The organism is Anaerovibrio lipolyticus DSM 3074, assembly GCF_900141865.1.
GTDB classification, from domain to species: Bacteria; Bacillota; Negativicutes; order Selenomonadales; family Selenomonadaceae; genus Anaerovibrio; species Anaerovibrio lipolyticus.
This window is the reverse complement of record NZ_FQYW01000009.1, coordinates 41412-59809: the sequence shown is the minus strand read 5'-3', so window position 1 is coordinate 59809 and position 18398 is coordinate 41412. Positions and strand designations below refer to the sequence as shown.

Here is an 18398-nt window from a genome sequence, read left to right as displayed (position 1 = left end):
ATATTTATATGGCAAATAACATAAAAAGTACCGGTAGGAAATTCATGGAAGATAGTGCTTCATCTGTTAGTGCTGCCAAGATTCAACATCAAAGACAGCACATTGCGCAGATGTTTAGCCAGCAGCAGAATAAAGCTCAACAAACATCCGGTAATGCTGGCAATAATTCTAATAATCAAAGTCAATGAAATGATATGGCGCATCGTTAGTGATGCGCCATTTGCTATTTCTTGCAATTTTCAATATCAACTTCTCTAATCATTATTCCGCTTTCCCAATTTATATAGGTCTTTTTATATACTAACTGTCCGTATTGTTCAATTAGCTTAAATTCTTCATTTGCATCTTCAAGGAGAAGTTCTTTGTTATCAAAATACATATTAGACAAAATACCCTTATATAAAAGAGTGTTGTCTTTATAAACCTCTATCAGATGAACTTTTCCGTCATTAAAGTTCATGTTATAGATAGATTTACCAATAGTAATTTTGTTGTCGTTATCACGTAAGCGGTTAATGATGTTTTGGTATATTTCTATAAGATATTTGGATAACCAACCCAATAAAATACTCACAACAATGGAGCAAATTCCGTAAATTATAACATTGTTCATATTCATAAAAAATGAACTGATATCATCAATTTCTGGTGTCAATAAGCGAATTATAATATAAACCAATGGAATTATCACAATATCATAAAGTAGTGATTCCATAATAGTATCAAATTTATTATTACTAACAATACTATCACATAAATGATGATTTATTACGCGTGCCAGGTAACCAGGCATTATAAGTAAACATAATGTAATATAAGAATCCATTTGCGCTACTCCTTAAATGAATAAAAGCTAGGCTTTTTTATAAAATAGTACCTCTGTGCTATATTATACTTATTTTAGAGATAAAAAGTCATTAGAATTAGTAAAAATGATAGGGGAAGGTAACTCTATTTTCAACTTGTAGAAAGCATGGCTTATTCCTTTATCGAATAGCTCATTAATTTTCTGTTGTTGTAGGAATAACTAACCAATGTAAAGAATTAAAATGATTATATGATAGTATAAATTAACAAATATGTGGAGGATACTATGGCCTATTTATAACGCTCATAATAACCATGGATTCCAAGGCTGTTTTTACGAAAAAATAGGCTGTCGTAGTGACAGCCTTCTTTAGCGAACCTCGAAAGTAGTCGATTAAACAATGTTTCAAAAAGGAGGTTCTGATTATGATTAAGAGATAATAACTTTTAAAGGAGTGTTTTGAGGTCGCTAAATCATTTGTTGTGTGTATTATATCACCATAATTTCTCCATGCAATAAAATGGTGAGTGAAAAAAACTAGCACCATAATGAACTTTGATCATGCTTGCTATTGAAAATAATTACCTAGAATGTTAACATATTAATATAATATATGCAAAGGTATTTAATAAAATGTATTACATTGGTAAGATTAACCTAAAAATATATTGTTGTGTTACGGATAATATTTCTAATGATGATGTGGTATTGTCTGATACTCAGAAAAAACATATCCAGGAACATCATCCAGGTGATTATGAAAAATTTTCTAAATACCTACGTGATATACTCTCAGAGCCTGATTATATATTAGAATCAAAGAAACCTTTTACAGCTATAGTGTTGAAAGAAATAATAACCGACAATAAGAAGTTCAAGGTAATATTACGGCTACAAACATCTCATGATCCCAAGGGCTTTATGAATTCTGTTATAACATTTCAACAAGTGGAAGATAAAAGATATCGCCGTTATATTAAGAATGGCAAGATACTTTACCGGCGGAGAGGCTTGTAGTATAATAAACTAAAAGGCAAGGGTTCTTTGAGGTGGACAATTTCGTGGCATCCACACGCCGATGGTTAGACAGGGGCAACCCGAGAGATGCAGGGGTACGCCACGCCTGCCAAAGAATTCTTGCGTATACGGTATAGGAACTATGAAGGGCACATGTTGTTGTTCATGGTTCCTATTTTATATTTAGAGATATTTTACAATGCCCAAAAATATGATAAAATATATTGACGTGTAGACTGCAAACTCCTATGAAAGTTGTGGAGGAATAGATAATGAAATTCAACTTTACCAAGCTCCAGGGCACTGGTAATGATTTTGTTTTAATTGATTGTTTAAAGGAACCAAAGCTGGATTATATCGGTGCTGCCAAGGCACTGTGTGACCGCCATTATGGCATTGGCGCCGATGGTATTTTGCTTGTGCTTCCTTCTGATAAGGCCGATATCTGCATGCGTATTATTAACGCAGATGGCAGTGAGGCTGAGATGTGCGGCAATGGTATCCGTTGCTTTGCCCGTTATGTTTATGAAAAGGGCATTGTGGCCAAAGAGGAATTCACCGTGGAAACCGGTGCTGGAATTTTGGTTCCGAAGATGATTCTGGAAAATGGCCGTGTAAGCCAGGTCCAGGTGGACATGGGTGAACCAATTCTTGAGGGGGATACTATCCCGGTTAAGGGCTTTGGCATGAACCGTGTTATTAGTGAGTCCATTACTGTAAAGGACAGGGAATTTAAGATGACCTGTGTATCCATGGGCAATCCTCATTGTGTGGTATTCGTTGAGGATGCAGAGGGCTTCCCAATTTATGAATATGGTCCCCTTTTTGAGTGCCATGAGAAGTTCCCAAGAAAGACCAACACTGAATTCGTAGAGGTAAAGGATGAGTCCCACCTTCGTATGAGGGTTTGGGAGCGTGGCGCTGCTGTAACTTTGGCCTGTGGTACTGGTTCCTGTGCAACCCTTACGGCTGCTGTTTTAAACGGTCTTGCTGACCGTAAGGCAGAAATTCAGCTGGATGGTGGCAAACTCCAGGTGGAGTGGGCTGACAATAATCATCTTTATATGACTGGCCCTGCAGAAGAGGTCTTTACCGGGGTTGCAGATATTTAAGGCTGGGTTAAAACCATTTTAAAATTTAGGAGTATACAATGATAAAGAGTATGACTGGCTTTGGTGCCGGCGATTTTGAAAATGATTCCTTCAAGGCTCATGTTGAAATAAAAACCGTTAATCAGCGGTATCTGGAAATAAATTTCCACATGCATCACACCTTGGCCCGTTTCGAGGGCGATATTACAAAGAAAATTAAGGAATATGCCTCCCGTGGTAAGCTGGATATCAATGTCAGCTTCCATGATTTGCGGGAAAGAGCAGTTTCTATTACTGTGGACAAAGGTCTTGTTTATGCGTACAGTGAAGCGTTGACCGCCATAAATAAGCAAATTGGTACTGACAGACCATATTCTGCCATGGATATTGCCCGTTTTCCTGATGTACTGAAGGTGGATGACGATGCCAATGAATTGGAGGAAGCTGGTCCTGCTATTCTTTCTGCTGTTGAGGAGGCAATGAAAAATCTTGTTGCCATGCGTGAGCATGAGGGTGAGAATATCCAGGCTGATTTGTTGACCCGTATCGATACTTTGGAGGACTATGTTTCTCAGCTGGAGAAGCTGGCTCCTGAGATTGTGGCTGCATATCGTCAAAAGCTGGAGACCCTTTTGGAGCAGTATCTGGCAAAAGAGGATATTGACGAAAACCGCATTATTCAGGAAACTGCACTATATACAGACAAGGTGAATTACACCGAGGAGGTTGTGCGCCTTCACAGTCATTTTGACCAGTTCAGAACCATCATTAAGTCCAATGAGCCAGTGGGCCGTAAGCTGGATTTCTTGATACAGGAGATGAACCGGGAAATCAACACGGTGGCTTCAAAGGCCAATTCTACTGGTGCTGCCCAGATAGCTGTTGATGTAAAATGCGAAATCGAGAAGATTCGTGAACAGATTCAGAACATTGAGTAAGGTTGTGGCTTTTTATGAATATAAAGCTTATAAATATTGGATTTGGTAATATCGTATCTGCCAATAGGGTGATAGCCATGGTAAGTCCCGAATCTGCGCCTATTAAGCGGGTTATGCAGGAAGCCAGGGACAGGGGGCAGCTTGTGGACGCCACTTATGGCCGCAGAACCAGAGCTGTTATTATTATGGACAGCGGTCATGTGATATTGTCTGCTGTACAGCCGGATACCATGTCACACCGATTTGACGAGGAGGATAAAAGCTAATGCGTAAAGGTCTGCTGATTGTTATTTCAGGACCATCCGGAACAGGCAAGGGCACAGTGTGCGAGGTAGTTCGCAGGAAGAATCCCGATATCGCCTATTCCGTATCAGCCACCACCAGAGCTGCCCGCCCCGGGGAGCAGGATGGTGTAAATTATTACTTCCACACCAAGGAAGAATTCGTTGCCATGATAAACAACGGGGAGCTTCTGGAATGGGCCAATGTGTATGGCAATTATTACGGAACTCCGCTGAAGCATATAGAGGAACAGAGATCCAAGGGCATTGATATTATTTTGGAAATAGATACCCAGGGGGCTATGAATGTTAAGGAGAAATGTCCAGACGGGCTGTTTATTTTCCTTGTGCCTCCATCTCTGGATGAACTGAAAAAACGCCTTTGCGGTCGAGGGACCGAAGACGATGAAAGCTTGAAACGACGCCTTGGTTCAGCTATTGCTGAAATTGAGATTGGTCGTCAATACAGATATGTGGTAGTTAATAAAACAGTGGATATTGCTGCTGAGGAAATCACTAATATAATCGAGGCAGAAAGACATCGCACTGATTTAAATATTGAAATTTTGGATAAGTTAAAGAACCGGAAGGAGATTTTATAATGGATATTGTAACCCCATCTTTAGATCAGGTATTACCAAAGGTTGACAGTCGTTACACACTTGTTTCCCTGGCTGCAAAGCGCGCCCGCGATATTATGGATGGTTCCCACGCGGTGACTGCTGAGCGTACCTCCATCAGAGATGTAACCAATGCTTTGGAGGAAATTTACGAGGGCAAAATTACCTACAAGCGTCTGCGCAATACTACTAAGTAATATTTAACAAGTACGTCATTTTGTGTTGTCATAAGGAATAGACTATGCTAAAAGACAAGAATGTTATACTGGGAGTTACTGGTGGTATAGCAGCTTATAAATCTGTGGATCTTGCCAGCAGGCTCCGTAAAGCTGGTGCCAATGTTCATGTTATTATGACCAAGGGTGCCCAGAATTTTGTTACTCCTCTGACGTTCAGGGAGATTACGGGGAATCCTGTAACCACAACCATGTGGGGCGAAGTAACCAATCATAATGTGGAGCATATTGCTTTGGCAAATTTGGCAGATTTGGTAATTGTGGCTCCTGCCACTGCTAATTTTATTGCCAAATGTGCAATAGGGATGGCTGACGATATGTTGACCACCACCCTGCTGGCCACCAAGGCACCTATATTCTTTGCTCCCGCCATGAACAGCAATATGTATGAAAACCAGCTTACTCAAAAAAACATTGATGTTTTGATTGAAAGTGGCTGGAATTTCATTCCCCCTGAGTCCGGGCACCTGGCCTGTGGTACAGACGGTGTGGGGCGTATGCCCGAACCAGCTGATATTGTGGATTTTGTTCGCTTTACCATGGCCTTTGCAGCAGATATGCTGGGCATAAAGGTTTTGGTTACTGCTGCAGGTACTTATGAGCCGATTGACCCTGTACGTTATATTGGCAACCGTTCCAGCGGTAAGATGGGCTATGCTATTGCCGAGGCCGCCAAAAAAAGGGGAGCCGAGGTTATTTTGGTATCTGGTCCGTCTGCACTTACACCGCCGGATGGCGTGGAGTTTATTGGCGTGGAATCGGCAGCTGAGATGCGTGATGCTGTAATGGAGCATTTCTCTGAAGCAGATATGGTCATAAAGGCTGCAGCTGTGGCGGATTATCGCGTTCGCAATGTGTCCGACCAAAAGATAAAGAAGAATGATGAGGAGCTAAACCTTGTCCTTGAAAAGAATCCTGATATTTTAAAGGAGCTGGGGGAGAAAAAGCGAGCTGGCCAGATTTTGGTGGGCTTTGCTGCTGAAACCCAGAATCTTTTGGAATATGCCAAGGCCAAGCTGGAAAAGAAAAATCTTGATATGATTGTGGCCAATGATGTGTCCCGTAAGGATGCAGGATTTAATACCGATACAAATGTGGTTAAGCTGCTGTATAGGAATGGCGCCATTGAAGAGCTTCCAATCATGACTAAGCACAAGCTGGCAGATGAGTTACTTAACCGAGTATTAAAAATAAAATATTAATTTATTAATAAGCAATATACGAATTTAGGTTTGTATATTGCTTTTTCTTTTGCAGGAATAAAGGAAAAGGTGACGAAATATTAAATAGAATACTTATTTTGAAAGGATGGAATGCATTATGGAGATAAAAAAAGAAAAAAATGGGTCCGCCCTTACTTTGACTCTTATAGGAAAGCTGTCGGTACTGGAAGCTAAGGAATTGAGTAAGGTCGTTGATGAGGAGTTGTCAGATGTCAATGATTTAACCCTGGACCTTAAAGAGTTGACCTATGTGTCCTCTGCCGGACTTAGAGTGTTGCTAACAGCTCAGAACATAATGGATGATGCCGGCGGCACTATGAAACTGTTAAATGTTTCACCGTTTATTATGGATGTACTTAAGCTGACTGGATTTAATAAGTTTATGAATATAGAGAATTGATAAACATTTGGTGTCAATCAGGGAGAAAAGCAAATGAAATTGTTAGTTAATGAATTCTTAGCTCAAGCAACAGCCCATCCGAACAAGCCAGCGGTGATGGATTGCTATGGTTCCGATACTTACGGCCGTCTCAACCGTCGTTCCGCTATTTTGGCCAGCCATGTGCTGGATAATTGTGGTGCAAAATCTGATGATTCCAAGGAACAGAGCGGAATGCGTGTTGGTGTGTTGCTGCCTCGTACCCGGGTTTACTTAACGGCCGTATTGGGCATACTTCGGGCCGGAGGTGCAGTAGTACCTTTAGAGGAGGATTATCCAGCAGAGAGGGTACATTCGGTGTTGGAGGATGCAGGCTGCGTGTCCTGTGTTTCAACAAAACACTTATCTGAGAAGGTCACTAATATTCCTGTTTTGACAATTGAGGATATATTTGCTGAGGAAAGTTCCCTTGAGGTAGATGAGACAATAAATTTATCTGCTGCCGACAAGGAAGGATTAGTTCTCTTTACTTCCGGTTCTACTGGTAAGCCAAAAGGTGTTGTACATCGGCAGACCTTTTTTTCCATGTGGTTCCATACTGTGGAGGGGTACCATGTTTTTTCTGACAAAGATGTGACCTGTTGTATGGCAGGAATGACCTTTATTGCCTCCTTTGTAGATCTTTATCCTCCGCTCATGGTAGGAGGCTGCGTGTACATTGCCAGCTCAACGGAGCGGATGAATGCGGAAATGCTGTATAAAATTATTCAAAAGCGCCATATTACCGGTATGTTTTTGCCACCTCAGATGTTCTATGTAATGAGGGAGCTGTATGGTCGTTTGCCACTAGATTACGTTGTCTTGGGAGGAGAAAAGGCTAAGGCGAAGTATACCATGGATGGCAATATACTTGAGGTATATGGCTCCAGTGAATGTGCAGCCATTCTTCTTCATAGAATATCTCAGGAGGATTCCCGTATGCTGGGAAAACCTGGCAATGGTGTCAAGGCATATCTGTTATCTGATGATGGTGAGCTGATTCAGAAGCCGGGGGTTCTGGGAGAGCTTTGTGTGGAAAGTCCTTGGATGGCACTGGGATATAACAATATGCCACAGGAAACGGCTGCCAAGTTTACGGATAATCCATTTGGTGCTGGTCGCCTGTTTCACACAGGGGATTACATGGCCTATGATGAGTCGGGAAACCTTTTGTTCCATGGGAGAAAGGATCACATGGTAAAGCTGAGGGGGTACCGTGTAGAGCTTGGTGAAGTTGAATTAACAGTACAAAGGGCCAATGGAGTCAAGGAGGCCGCTTGCATTACCCTGCGGGTTCATGGTGGCGACAAATTGGCATGCTATTATATGGGCAACAAGGTGGAAAGCAATGAGCTACGGAATCATGTCAAGGCCATTTTGCCAGAATATATGGTACCGGATTATTTTGTACACCTGGATGAGCTTCCACGCAATGAACGTAATAAGGTGGATTATTTGGCCCTGAAAAAAATGGAGCCACCAGTGGAGGAGGAGGTATATGAGCCTCCACAGAATGAGCTGGAGGAAAGAATTGGTACCGCCTTTGCCGAGGTTTTGGAGTTACCACGTGTCAGTGTGCTTGCAGATTTCTTTAATATGGGTGGAACCTCTCTTTCTGTGGCCATGTTGGTAGCTAAGCTGGATGATGCCAGCTTGTCCTTCAACGATGTGGCCTCTTATCCAACCCCACGGGCTCTTGCTGCTTACATACAGGAAAATTCTGATAATAATAATCTGGAAAAGCCACAAATGGACCGGGATTTTTATCCTTTGACCAAAACCCAGATGGGTATTTATCTGGAAGGCTTAACAGGTGGTAATAATTCCACTTACACCTTATCCTATTTGATGGTGGCAGATGCCAGGGTGACGGCTGAGCAGCTGGTAACGGCCGTAAACGACGTTGTGGCGGCCCATCCTTCTATGAAATACATAATTCGGGCGGGGAAGGATGGTATTCCCCACATGTATATGGTCCCTGAGGCCTTAGTTAAGGTTCCTGTAATAGACGGTAGTGAGGATAAACGCCTTGAGTTTATTCAGGAATTTATGCCAGTGGTACCTATGACAGATGAACTGCTATTTTATTTTGCTGTTTATCGTACTCCCGAAAGATGTTATTTGGCCTTAAAGAGTCATCTTATTTTCTTTGATGCCACCTCCCTAAGTCTGCTTATTAGTGAATTGAATCGTGCCCTTGCTTCCTCCAGTGATATAGAATTTTTACAGGAGGATTACACTATACAGCAGGTGGGGATGTACGAGGAAGCCCTTATGCAGGGCGGTGCTCATGAAAAGGCTGAGGCTTATTATCAAAATCTGTTTGCTAAAATGGATGAAGTGCCATCGTTGGCGGGAGATCGGGAGGGTACCCTTACCCCGGGAGTAAGCGAGAATATTCGTTATATACCGGAAACAATTACAACAGAACGAGTTAAGGACTTTTGTAATCGTTACCAGCTTTCCGAAGGCAGCTTCTTCATGGGGGCCATGGCATTACTTTTGTCCAAATACCTTACGTGTAAACAGGTTTCTTTTTCCAGTGTATATAATGGCCGGGCCCGGGCTGGAATGGATACAACTATTGGTACTCTCATAAAACGAATTCCTGTTTATGGTGATTTTACAGAAAATATTTCCGTAGTTGATTATTTAAAAAATATTGGACGGCAAATCGTCACCAGTATGGGTAACGATATTTATTCCTTTGATGAGGTGCTGAAGCATTGTCCTGTAAATGAGGATGTGGAGTTCATTTATCAAGGGGATTTGTTTACTGATAACATGGGCGGTGGACAGGGTAACAGTGATGCTGATGGTGGTAATCTCATTTGCGGTGATTCCTACTTCCTGGAGCATTACCATACCGGAATGGTAACTGGGTGCTTTTCTATTCAGTTCTTCTCTACCGATGGTCGTTATAACATGACCATTGAATATCGTAATGAGCGGTTTTCACCAGCCTTTGTGAAGCGGTTTGCCCAGGATTTATTCACTGTGGCTGAGGGGCTTTTAAAAGAGGAATTTATTGGTGATATTTCCCTTCTTACAGATGAGGACGAGAAAAAATTAGCAGTCTTTAATGATAAAGATGTGGCTATGGATTTTGTTCCTGTGCAGGAGCAGATTCGTCGTCAGGCCCAAAAAACGCCGGATAAAGTAGCGGTTATTGCTGCTGGGAAGACCTTGACCTATAAAGAATTGGATGAGCTTTCGGACAAGGTGGCCTATTCCCTTTTACAGGAAGGGGTGGCTATGGAAACTCTGGTAGGTGTTCTCTTTGATCGTGAGGTTTGGACCTATGTGGCTGAAATCGGTATATTAAAAGCTGGAGGGGCATTTGTGCCATTTATTCCAGAGTATCCAGACGAACGAATTGAGTTTTGTCTGGAAGATGGCAGTATTCCTATTTTGCTTACATCAAAGGAGCTGCTGGCTGAGCGGTCTGCCCTGCAGGAGCATTGTAAGGTTTTGTCCTTGGAGAGACTCATTAATCAAGAGAGGACAGAAAACACTCTGCCAGAGGTTAGCGCTGATAATTTGGCATATTGTATTTATACATCTGGTACCACTGGCAAGCCAAAGGGCGTAATGATTGAACATAAAAATATTGCAAACTACGTTCATTGCAATGAAAAATCTCCGGAAATAATGCATTATACAAAGCCGGGACGTATTGCCTTAGCTTTGGCTTCCTTCTCCTTCGATGTGTCCATTGTGGAGGAGTTCGTTCCATTGTGTAATGGCTGTTCTGTAGTTATTGCCACCGAGGAGGAAATTCATACCCCAAGCCTGTTGGCACAGCTGATTTCGGATAATAGGGTAAATGGTATTACCTGTACACCAACCTATTTGTTGGGACTTTTGGCAATACCGGAAACAATGGAAGCATTGAAGCAGATAACCTTTTATGATGTTGGTGCTGAAGCCTTCCCAGCTGGGCTTTACCAGAAATTACGTGATTTACGGCAGGACAGCGTGATTTTAAACGTATATGGACCTACAGAGGCCACCATGGGCTGTGCCGCCGAGGAAATGGTGGAAAGCAAGGTGGTTACTGTTGGTACGCCTATAGCCAATACCCAGTTCTATATAGCTGATTCCTTTGGCAATCCATTGCCAGTTGGCATACGTGGCGAGCTGATGATTTGCGGTCAGCAGGTTGGCCGCGGCTATATTAATTTGCCTGACAAGACGGCGGCGTCCTTCTTTACACATGATGGGGTACGGGCATATCGTAGCGGTGATTTGGCGGCATGGACCGATGAAGGAAAAATCCGGGTCTTTGGCCGTATTGATAATCAGATAAAGTTGCGTGGCTTCCGAATTGAACTGGATGAAATAGAAAAGGTATTGATGGAATATCCTGCCATTAATTCAGGGGCTGTTTCTGTCCTGAAAAAGGGAACGGGTGAATATCTGGTGGGCTATTATACTGCGGTTAAGGACGTGGATGATAATGACCTTAAGAACCATCTTGCTGCTAAACTCCCTGAATACATGGTACCTAATCTGTTTGTCCATTTGGAGGCTATGCCGTTGACACCAAATGGAAAGGTGAACAGGAGAGCACTGCCAGAGCCGGATTTATCAGCCTTCAGGGCCCAATATGAGCCACCTGCCACAGATGTGGAACAGGCTCTTTGCCATGCCTTTGCTTTGGCTCTTAAATTGCCGGAGGACAAGGTAGGTGCTTTGGATGATTTCTTTGATTTGGGTGGCGATTCCCTTAGTGCCATGGTGGCTTTGGCCAACGCGGATATTTCAGGACTGATTGCTGCAGATATTTTCCAGAAGCGAACTCCTAGACAAATTGCTGCTATTGCCATGGAACGCATGAAAATGGGCAGTATTGAGGATCGGGAAATGGAGGCAAGGAAACGGCCATTGGCATTAACACCGTTGCAAACCCAGATTTTGGATGTACAGCTTTTCCGTCCGGATGCCACCATGTGGAGCAATATGCATTTTCTTGTTCAATTTGAGCCGGATGAGGTTGATATTCATCGATTATGTAAAGCAGTTAATCGGGCAATTAACAATCATCCTGCCCTTTCCTCGGTATTCCGTTTTGACGAGAACCGGGAGCTGGTGCAGCAGTACGTGCCAGGTCTTTTGGAGGAGATTGAGGTTCAGAACATTAACGAAGAAACTGTACCAATGCTGCCGGATGTATTGGTGATGCCATTTGATAAAATATTAGATGCCTGTCTGTGTCGCGTGAAGGTATTCCGTTCGCCGTCCCATGGATATCTGTTTATGGATATTCACCACATGTTGATGGACGGTGATTCCCTTGGTGTGCTACTGGCGGATATTGTAAATGCATACTTTGATCGTGAGCTGCCTCCTGATTATTACTTTGCCCTTCGCAGTGAAGAAATACATCGGATGAAGCAGGGGAGTTTTGAAGAGGATAGGGCTTGGTTTGAGTCCCGATATGGAGATGAGGTTTGGTGTAATATGCCTGATGAATCGGTGGAGGCCCAGATGCTGGTAGATCGTGACCATATCGATCAGGCTGATATGGATAAAAGACTTGAGTTTGCAGCAGATGATGTGAAAAAAGCTGAGAGCTTCTGGGGTGTAAGCCACTCAGTTATGGCCATTGGAGCGGCTCTTTTGACCCTGTCCCGCTTTACGGGCAAACAGCATGTTATGGTAAACTGGATTTTCAATAATCGTTTGGCTGTGGAGGCCCAAAATGCCGTGGGTATGATGATAAAGAATTTACCGGCGGCTGCCCGGATGGAAGAATATACATCCATGTCTGACTTCCTTCTTTCAGTAAAGGAGCAGGTGGCGGAAGGAATTGCCCATAGCTCCTATGATTTTATGGCTGGGAACTATGAAGCATTTGTCAATGATTGTATTGAGGTAAATCTTCAGCTGGGAATCAATGGTGATGAACTGGATGTGTTAAAGCCAACCCTGATTGAACTTAATAATGATTTTTCCGCTGCCGGTGCCCGTTTGGAGCTGGAGCTTTTGGAAAATGAGCATGGGGATGGAAGCTTTGATTCTGAAATGGAATATGCAAAGGGGCTGTTTGACCCGACGCAAATGGAAGACTTCCACAATCTCTACGTTAAAATACTGGAAGAGATTGTTCGTTGTGAGGATAATTTATGAATATAAAACTGTCAGATCATTTTACATGTGGCAAACTTGTTTTGTTTGCGTTGCCCACCATTGGTATGATTCTGGTTTCTACAACCTATGATCTTATTGATGGCTATTTCGTGTCCAATTATATTGGTAAGACAGCTTTTGCTGCCATAAATATTATTTATCCATATTTGCTGGCGATTATGGCCGTGGGGATGATGTTTGGCGTTGGTGGCAGCGCCCTTATTGCCGCCGAGTTGGGCAAGGGGGATAGAGATCGGGCCAACCGCTACTTTACCATGATTATCAAGGCAGCCTTTGGTGCTGGAATTTTTCTTGGAGCTGTTGGCTTGTTTGCATTACCTACAGTGTCTGGTTTGCTAGGGGCTACAGAGGATATGATGGCCTATGGATTGCCTTACGGTCGTGTCTTGTTAGTATTTATGCCGATAGCAATTCTTAGCTATGCCTTTCAAAGCCTATTAATTACTGCTGAAAAGCCCCAGTTTGGCTTGTATTTTCCCCTGATAAATATGTTTTCAAATATATTTTTCGACTGGCTGTTTATCGTGATTTTCGGCTGGGGCATGACTGGAGCAGCACTGGCTACAGCCATAGGTATGTGCCTTAACGGTATTTTGCCTCTTATCTATTTTATGCGGGAAAATACCAGTCCGTTGCGGCTGGTTAAGAGTGGCTGGGAGATTGGACCATTGCTGGGGGCCATGGGGAATGGTTCCTCAGAAATGGTGACCAACGTTTCCACTGCATTAATTTTTATCTTTTACAATATGCAGCTTATGCGATTTATTGGTGAAGATGGTGTTGCTGCCTACGGAACGGTTCTTTTTGTTGAGGGTATTTTTGCCGCTATCTTCTATGGACTGGCCATGGAGGCCGCCTCTGTAGTGGGCTATCATGCAGGTGCACAAAATTATGAGGAGCTACAGAGCCTGTTGAAAAATGGCATTAAGCTTAATTTGGGCTGTGGTATAGTGATGTTTGGTGCAGCTCAATGCTTTGCCCCCCTTGTGGCAGAAATATATTTGGGCTATGATGCTGAGCTATGTGCTTTGGGGATATATGCCCTTAGGATGTTTGCTTTTGCCTTTATATTACAAGGCTTCAATGAATATGCGTCGGCATACTTTACAGGCCTTGGTAATGGCAAGGTTTCAGCAGCCATAGCTTTTATGCGTACATTTGTGTTGCAATCCGTTGCCATTTTTGGGCTGCCACTTCTTTTCGGTGTTGATGGACTGTGGTTTTCCCAGACATTTGCTGAGGTGGTTTCTACAGTGGTGGCCATCGTTTTCTTAATCAAATTTCGTCATGAATACATGGGGTAAAATGATAAATTATTTAGATGGAGTATCATCGATATGAAAGATATTTTTAGCTATTTGTCAGGTGGAAAAGAGAATAGTATTTTGCATAAGCTAATACGCATTCTCCTTGGCAGTAATCTGATTATTATTTTTGTTCTGGGTATCATAGCATTTTACGGCCTTGTTTCTGCTTTGCATCAGGCTGAGGAAATGGGCCAGAGCATTGGAAATACCTCTTATCAGGACAGCTCTCAACTCCTGGTAAGGCAACGGGGGGAGGAGCTTTTATATATTGCCCGTTATAATGCCAAAATTATCCAACTTATCATTGATGGTGAAGGTCATGGTTCCATTAATAATTCTATGGAAAAGCTCCGGGATGTAATTGACGACATTCACCTATCAAATTCAGGCTTTTGTTTTGCGCTGAATAAACAGGGAAAGGTTGTTTTGTCATCTCAAGCCAGGGCCTATGAAGCAGGGGATGCACTGGAGCTTGCGGTGGATATGAAGGATGATATCCGTGAATCTGATAGTGCAAGTCTTGCCCATATCGCCCAAGAAATGTGCCTGGGACATAGTGGCGTTCAGTTGGTCTTTATCGATAAAAAGGATTATTATGTTGCTTATACGCCAATTGAAAATACAGGATGGAGCGTTGCCACTGTTTTCGAAAAGAATCAAGTCATAGCTCCCATAGAGGAAAATAGGGATAATATTTATGCCCTTACCAAGGATAAATTGGCCGACATGAAGGGACATATAATTTTGATCAGCATTTTTATGGTGGCCGTCCTTCTTATGCTTCTTTTCTTTGTAATATATGAGGGAAAAAAATTGTCAAAAAGATTTGTGGCATCCATCCTAAAGCTGGCTGACAGTGTCCGAGAAATATCTAAAAAGGCTGTAATTGGTTCATTATCGGCTTCAGGGGAATTGCCTGAAGGAGATAAAAAATTATTTGATGGCAGTTTTTCCAATCGGGTGGATATTCGTACGGGAGATGAAATTGAGGAGCTGGCCAACTGCTTTAATATTATGACCGATGAGTTGGAAGGCTATATGGATAACCTTACGGCTGCAACAGCTGAAAAGGAGCGCATCTCCACGGAGCTGAATTTGGCACAGGATATTCAGAACGGTGTATTGCCACATAAATTCCCGCCATTCCCTGAACATAAGGAATTTCTACTTCATGCTTCCATGCATTCCGCAAAGGAAGTGGGGGGCGATTTCTACGATTTCTATATGGTGGATGACAACCATCTTGCTGTTACCATTGCTGATGTTTCCGGCAAGGGAGTGGGCGCTGCCATATTTATGGCCATATCCAAAACCATGCTGAAAAATCTCATTCTTGGTGGACAAAACAGGCCACTGGAGGACATTATTTCCCAGGCTAATAACCAGCTAAAGGAGGATAATACTGCCAGAATGTTCGTAACTGCTTTCATTGGTATTTTGGATATAAGGACAGGTCTTTTTGAATTCGTTAATGGTGGGCATAATCCATCGTTGATTTACGAAAAGGAAAAGGGAGCTTTCCGTTATCTTGATGTTGAATCAAATTTTGTTCTGGCAGGCAGAAAGAATATTTCCTATGTAAGTCAGTCCACTATCCTAAAGCCAGGTGATAGTTTGTTCCTGTATACAGATGGCGTTACTGAGGCCATGAATAATAAAGATGAGCTATATGGTGAGGAAAGACTGCTGTCTCAGCTTAATTGCTCTAAAAATGCTGATGAACCTCAATCACTTTTGGAGGAAATTAGCAAGTCTGTGGCAGCCTTTGTGGGAGATGCAGAACAGTCTGATGATATTACTATGCTGGCACTGACTTATTTCGGCCCAGTTTGGGAAAAATAACTTTTTTCCAGATAAATAAAGGATTTTGAAGGTTTATTATCGAAGTGTAAAGGGTAATAAAATTTGAAACGGAGGGGCTTTGTTATGTATCAGAATGAATATAAGCGTTGGATGTCCTTTGACCTTGAAGATTGCGATTTGTACCCTGAATTGGCAAAGGTTGAGGGGAATGATGAGGAAATCAAGGATCGCTTCGCTGTATCCCTTAAATTTGGTACAGCGGGACTTCGTGGTGTACTGGGTGCCGGTACCAACCGCATGAACATTTATGTGGTAAGACAGGCTACTCAGGGCCTTGCCAACTGGGTGAAGAAGCAGGGGGGCAGCCAGACAGTAGCCATCAGCTTTGATACCCGCCTTAAGAGTGATGTTTTTTCCAAGACCGCTGCAGGAGTATTGGCAGCCAATGGTATTAAGGTTCGCATTTATGATGCTGCTATGCCGGTGCCTGCATTATCCTTTGCCACCAGATACTACAAGTGCAATGCGGGAATTATGGTGACAGCATCCCACAACCCATCCAAATATAACGGCTATAAGGCTTATGGTCCTGACGGCTGTCAGATGACTGATGATGCAGCTGCTATTGTATACGATGAAATTCAGAAGACTGATGTCCTCACAGGGGCCAAGACCATGTCCTTTGCCCAAGGAGTGGAGGATGGCCTTATCCGCTTTGTGGATGATAGCTGCAAAAAGGCCTTTTATGATGCCATTGAGTCCAGACAGGTTCGTACGGGCTTGGCCAAGACAAGTGGCTTAAAGCTGGTTTACAGTCCATTAAATGGTTCTGGCCTGGTTCCGGTTACTCAGGTGCTGAAGGATATCGGCATCAATGATATTACCATCGTTCCAGAGCAGGAATATCCAAATGGATACTTTACCACCTGCAGTTATCCAAACCCGGAGATTTATGATGCGTTGGAGGCTGGCTTGAAGCTGGCAGAAAAGTGTGATGCAGATCTTATGCTGGCCACCGACCCGGATGCAGACCGTGTTGGTATTGCCATGAAGTGCCCGGATGGTTCCTATGAGCTGGTATCTGGAAATGAGATGGGTGTATTACTCCTTGACTATATTTGTGCCGGGCGTATTGAAAAGGGGACCATGCCAAAGGATCCAGTGGCAGTAATGTCCTTGGTGTCCACACCGTTGGCAGATGCTGTTGCGAAGAATTATGGTGTAGAGCTTAGAAAGGTACTCACTGGCTTTAAGTGGATCGGTGATCAGATTCTCCATTTGGAGGAAGCAGGTCAGGAGGAGCGCTTTATCTTTGGCTTTGAGGAAAGCTATGGCTATCTGTCCGGTTCCTATGTCCGTGACAAGGATGCAGTTGTGGCTTCCATGCTTATCTGTGAAATGGCTGCATACTACAGAAGTATCGGCTCCAGCATAAAGGCACGTCTTGAGGAAATTTATGCCAAGTATGGCCGTTATTACAATAAGATTGACAGCTTTGAGTTCCCAGGACTCAGCGGAATGGATAAGATGGCTGGCATTATGCAGGGCCTTCGCGACAATCCACCGGCTGAATTTGCAGGGCTGAAGGTAACCAAGGCTGTTGATTACAAAAAGACAGAGGAAACAGGACTTCCATCTGCTAACGTTCTTATCTATACCTTGGAGGACGGAGCAACCATCGTGGTAAGACCTTCAGGTACTGAGCCTAAGATTAAGGCATACTTTACAACATTAGGTAAGAATTTGGCAGAGGCACAGGCTAAGAAGGATAAGCTGTCTGCGGCTTGTAAACCTTTGTTTGAATAATTATTGATAAAAACCTACAAAAGCAGTATACTAATAAGGAATTTGTGTTTCGTTTTATGAATGAGGTGTAAGAGAAATGGAGTACATTAAGATTCGTGAGCAGGATGCCAAGCATTATATTTATGAGTTTGAGGGAAGATACCCTGTAATTGACAAAAAGGCTTATTCCTTCAGTACCGCCACATTGGTGGGGGATGTGGAATTAAAGGAATACGCCAGTGTTTGGCCAAATGCTACCCTTCGTGGCGATGTAAACAAGGTGGTTGTGGGCCGCTACAGCAATATCCAGGATAATTCCTGCCTTCACGTGGCTGACGACTATGCGTGTATCGTGGGGGATTATGTAACCGTAGGACACAGCGTTACCCTTCATGCCTGCACCATTGAGGATTATTGTCTTATTGGTATGGGTGCCACCATTCTTGACGGTGCTGTAATAGGCCGTGGCTCCATTGTTGGTGCCGGTGCATTGGTTACCAAGGGGACTATTATTCCACCAAATTCTTTGGTAGTAGGTTGTCCGGCTAAGGTAAAAAAGACCTTGGATGAGAATGGTTTTAAGGCTATTCATGCCCAGGCAGTAAAATATAAGTCAGAGTGGGCGGAAAAGTATGGTCTGGGACCAGATGTAGGCGGCGAGGTATACGACGGTTCCAAGATTGTTTAAAAATTAGTGTAGTGTTTGGAGAGGTTTTTC

General features: G+C 43.0%; 15 protein-coding genes. 14 read left to right on the top strand and 1 reads right to left on the bottom strand.

Going from position 1 to position 18398, the window contains the following annotated elements:
* Positions 1–8 precede the first annotated feature (8 nt).
* The gene (locus B6K08_RS05960; protein ID WP_039206971.1) at positions 9–188 is read left to right on the top strand and encodes a hypothetical protein; all 180 of its coding nucleotides are present in this window, start codon (positions 9–11) and stop codon (positions 186–188) included.
* 35 nt (positions 189–223) lie between these two features.
* Here the strand turns inward: B6K08_RS05960 and B6K08_RS05955 are convergent, their stop codons facing one another.
* Positions 224–826 carry a hypothetical protein gene (locus B6K08_RS05955; protein ID WP_039206974.1) on the bottom strand — a complete coding sequence of 201 codons (603 nt, stop codon included), beginning with the start codon at positions 824–826 and terminating at the stop codon, positions 224–226.
* 615 nt (positions 827–1441) lie between these two features.
* Between B6K08_RS05955 and B6K08_RS05950 the strand changes: the two genes are divergently transcribed.
* The 13 genes from B6K08_RS05950 (at position 1442) to B6K08_RS05890 (ending at position 18368) form a co-directional block, all read left to right on the top strand.
* Positions 1442–1825 carry a PBECR2 nuclease fold domain-containing protein gene (locus tag B6K08_RS05950; protein ID WP_039206976.1) on the top strand — a complete coding sequence of 128 codons (384 nt, stop codon included), beginning with the start codon at positions 1442–1444 and terminating at the stop codon, positions 1823–1825.
* A 272-nt stretch (positions 1826–2097) separates the two neighbouring features.
* Positions 2098–2937 (top strand): diaminopimelate epimerase, encoded by an 840-nt coding sequence (gene dapF, locus B6K08_RS05945; protein ID WP_039206979.1) that lies wholly within the window; start codon positions 2098–2100, stop codon positions 2935–2937.
* Between the two features lie 38 nt (positions 2938–2975).
* The gene (locus tag B6K08_RS05940; protein WP_039206981.1) at positions 2976–3854 is read left to right on the top strand and encodes a YicC/YloC family endoribonuclease; all 879 of its coding nucleotides are present in this window, start codon (positions 2976–2978) and stop codon (positions 3852–3854) included.
* 14 nt (positions 3855–3868) lie between these two features.
* On the top strand, positions 3869–4120 hold the full coding sequence (gene remA / locus B6K08_RS05935) for an extracellular matrix/biofilm regulator RemA (RefSeq protein WP_027397171.1): 252 nt from the start codon (positions 3869–3871) through the stop codon (positions 4118–4120).
* Positions 4120–4737, top strand: a complete 618-nt coding sequence (gene gmk / locus B6K08_RS05930) for a guanylate kinase (protein ID WP_039206984.1) — start codon at positions 4120–4122, stop codon at positions 4735–4737. The genes remA and gmk overlap by 1 nt, the downstream gene beginning before the upstream one ends.
* The gene (rpoZ, locus tag B6K08_RS05925) at positions 4737–4952 is read left to right on the top strand and encodes a DNA-directed RNA polymerase subunit omega (protein WP_039206986.1); all 216 of its coding nucleotides are present in this window, start codon (positions 4737–4739) and stop codon (positions 4950–4952) included. Before gmk ends, rpoZ begins: the two co-directional genes overlap by 1 nt.
* Before the next feature lie 44 nt (positions 4953–4996).
* The gene (gene coaBC / locus B6K08_RS05920; protein ID WP_039206988.1) at positions 4997–6193 is read left to right on the top strand and encodes a bifunctional phosphopantothenoylcysteine decarboxylase/phosphopantothenate--cysteine ligase CoaBC; all 1197 of its coding nucleotides are present in this window, start codon (positions 4997–4999) and stop codon (positions 6191–6193) included.
* Positions 6194–6311: 118 nt separating this feature from the next.
* Positions 6312–6614: an STAS domain-containing protein gene (locus B6K08_RS05915; protein WP_080325684.1), complete on the top strand. Its 303-nt coding sequence runs from the start codon at positions 6312–6314 to the stop codon at positions 6612–6614.
* 33 nt (positions 6615–6647) lie between these two features.
* Entirely contained in the window at positions 6648–12764 is a 6117-nt protein-coding gene (locus tag B6K08_RS05910; RefSeq protein WP_080325683.1) for a non-ribosomal peptide synthetase, read from the top strand.
* Positions 12761–14089, top strand: a complete 1329-nt coding sequence (locus B6K08_RS05905; protein ID WP_080325682.1) for an MATE family efflux transporter — start codon at positions 12761–12763, stop codon at positions 14087–14089. The genes B6K08_RS05910 and B6K08_RS05905 overlap by 4 nt, the downstream gene beginning before the upstream one ends.
* A gap of 33 nt (positions 14090–14122) precedes the next feature.
* Entirely contained in the window at positions 14123–15934 is a 1812-nt protein-coding gene (locus B6K08_RS05900) for a SpoIIE family protein phosphatase (RefSeq protein ID WP_052211969.1), read from the top strand.
* 84 nt (positions 15935–16018) lie between these two features.
* The gene (locus B6K08_RS05895) at positions 16019–17701 is read left to right on the top strand and encodes a phospho-sugar mutase (protein ID WP_039206997.1); all 1683 of its coding nucleotides are present in this window, start codon (positions 16019–16021) and stop codon (positions 17699–17701) included.
* A gap of 76 nt (positions 17702–17777) precedes the next feature.
* Positions 17778–18368 carry a gamma carbonic anhydrase family protein gene (locus B6K08_RS05890; RefSeq protein ID WP_051555449.1) on the top strand — a complete coding sequence of 197 codons (591 nt, stop codon included), beginning with the start codon at positions 17778–17780 and terminating at the stop codon, positions 18366–18368.
* Positions 18369–18398: the final 30 nt, after the last annotated feature.

Coding starts and splice junctions, on each gene's coding strand:
- B6K08_RS05960 (WP_039206971.1), top strand. CDS start 9: ATGGCAAATAACATAAAAAGTACCGGTAGGAAATTCATGGAAGATAGT.
- B6K08_RS05955 (WP_039206974.1), bottom strand. CDS start 826: ATGGATTCTTATATTACATTATGTTTACTTATAATGCCTGGTTACCTG.
- B6K08_RS05950 (WP_039206976.1), top strand. CDS start 1,442: ATGTATTACATTGGTAAGATTAACCTAAAAATATATTGTTGTGTTACG.
- dapF (WP_039206979.1), top strand. CDS start 2,098: ATGAAATTCAACTTTACCAAGCTCCAGGGCACTGGTAATGATTTTGTT.
- B6K08_RS05940 (WP_039206981.1), top strand. CDS start 2,976: ATGATAAAGAGTATGACTGGCTTTGGTGCCGGCGATTTTGAAAATGAT.
- remA (WP_027397171.1), top strand. CDS start 3,869: ATGAATATAAAGCTTATAAATATTGGATTTGGTAATATCGTATCTGCC.
- gmk (WP_039206984.1), top strand. CDS start 4,120: ATGCGTAAAGGTCTGCTGATTGTTATTTCAGGACCATCCGGAACAGGC.
- rpoZ (WP_039206986.1), top strand. CDS start 4,737: ATGGATATTGTAACCCCATCTTTAGATCAGGTATTACCAAAGGTTGAC.
- coaBC (WP_039206988.1), top strand. CDS start 4,997: ATGCTAAAAGACAAGAATGTTATACTGGGAGTTACTGGTGGTATAGCA.
- B6K08_RS05915 (WP_080325684.1), top strand. CDS start 6,312: ATGGAGATAAAAAAAGAAAAAAATGGGTCCGCCCTTACTTTGACTCTT.
- B6K08_RS05910 (WP_080325683.1), top strand. CDS start 6,648: ATGAAATTGTTAGTTAATGAATTCTTAGCTCAAGCAACAGCCCATCCG.
- B6K08_RS05905 (WP_080325682.1), top strand. CDS start 12,761: ATGAATATAAAACTGTCAGATCATTTTACATGTGGCAAACTTGTTTTG.
- B6K08_RS05900 (WP_052211969.1), top strand. CDS start 14,123: ATGAAAGATATTTTTAGCTATTTGTCAGGTGGAAAAGAGAATAGTATT.
- B6K08_RS05895 (WP_039206997.1), top strand. CDS start 16,019: ATGTATCAGAATGAATATAAGCGTTGGATGTCCTTTGACCTTGAAGAT.
- B6K08_RS05890 (WP_051555449.1), top strand. CDS start 17,778: ATGGAGTACATTAAGATTCGTGAGCAGGATGCCAAGCATTATATTTAT.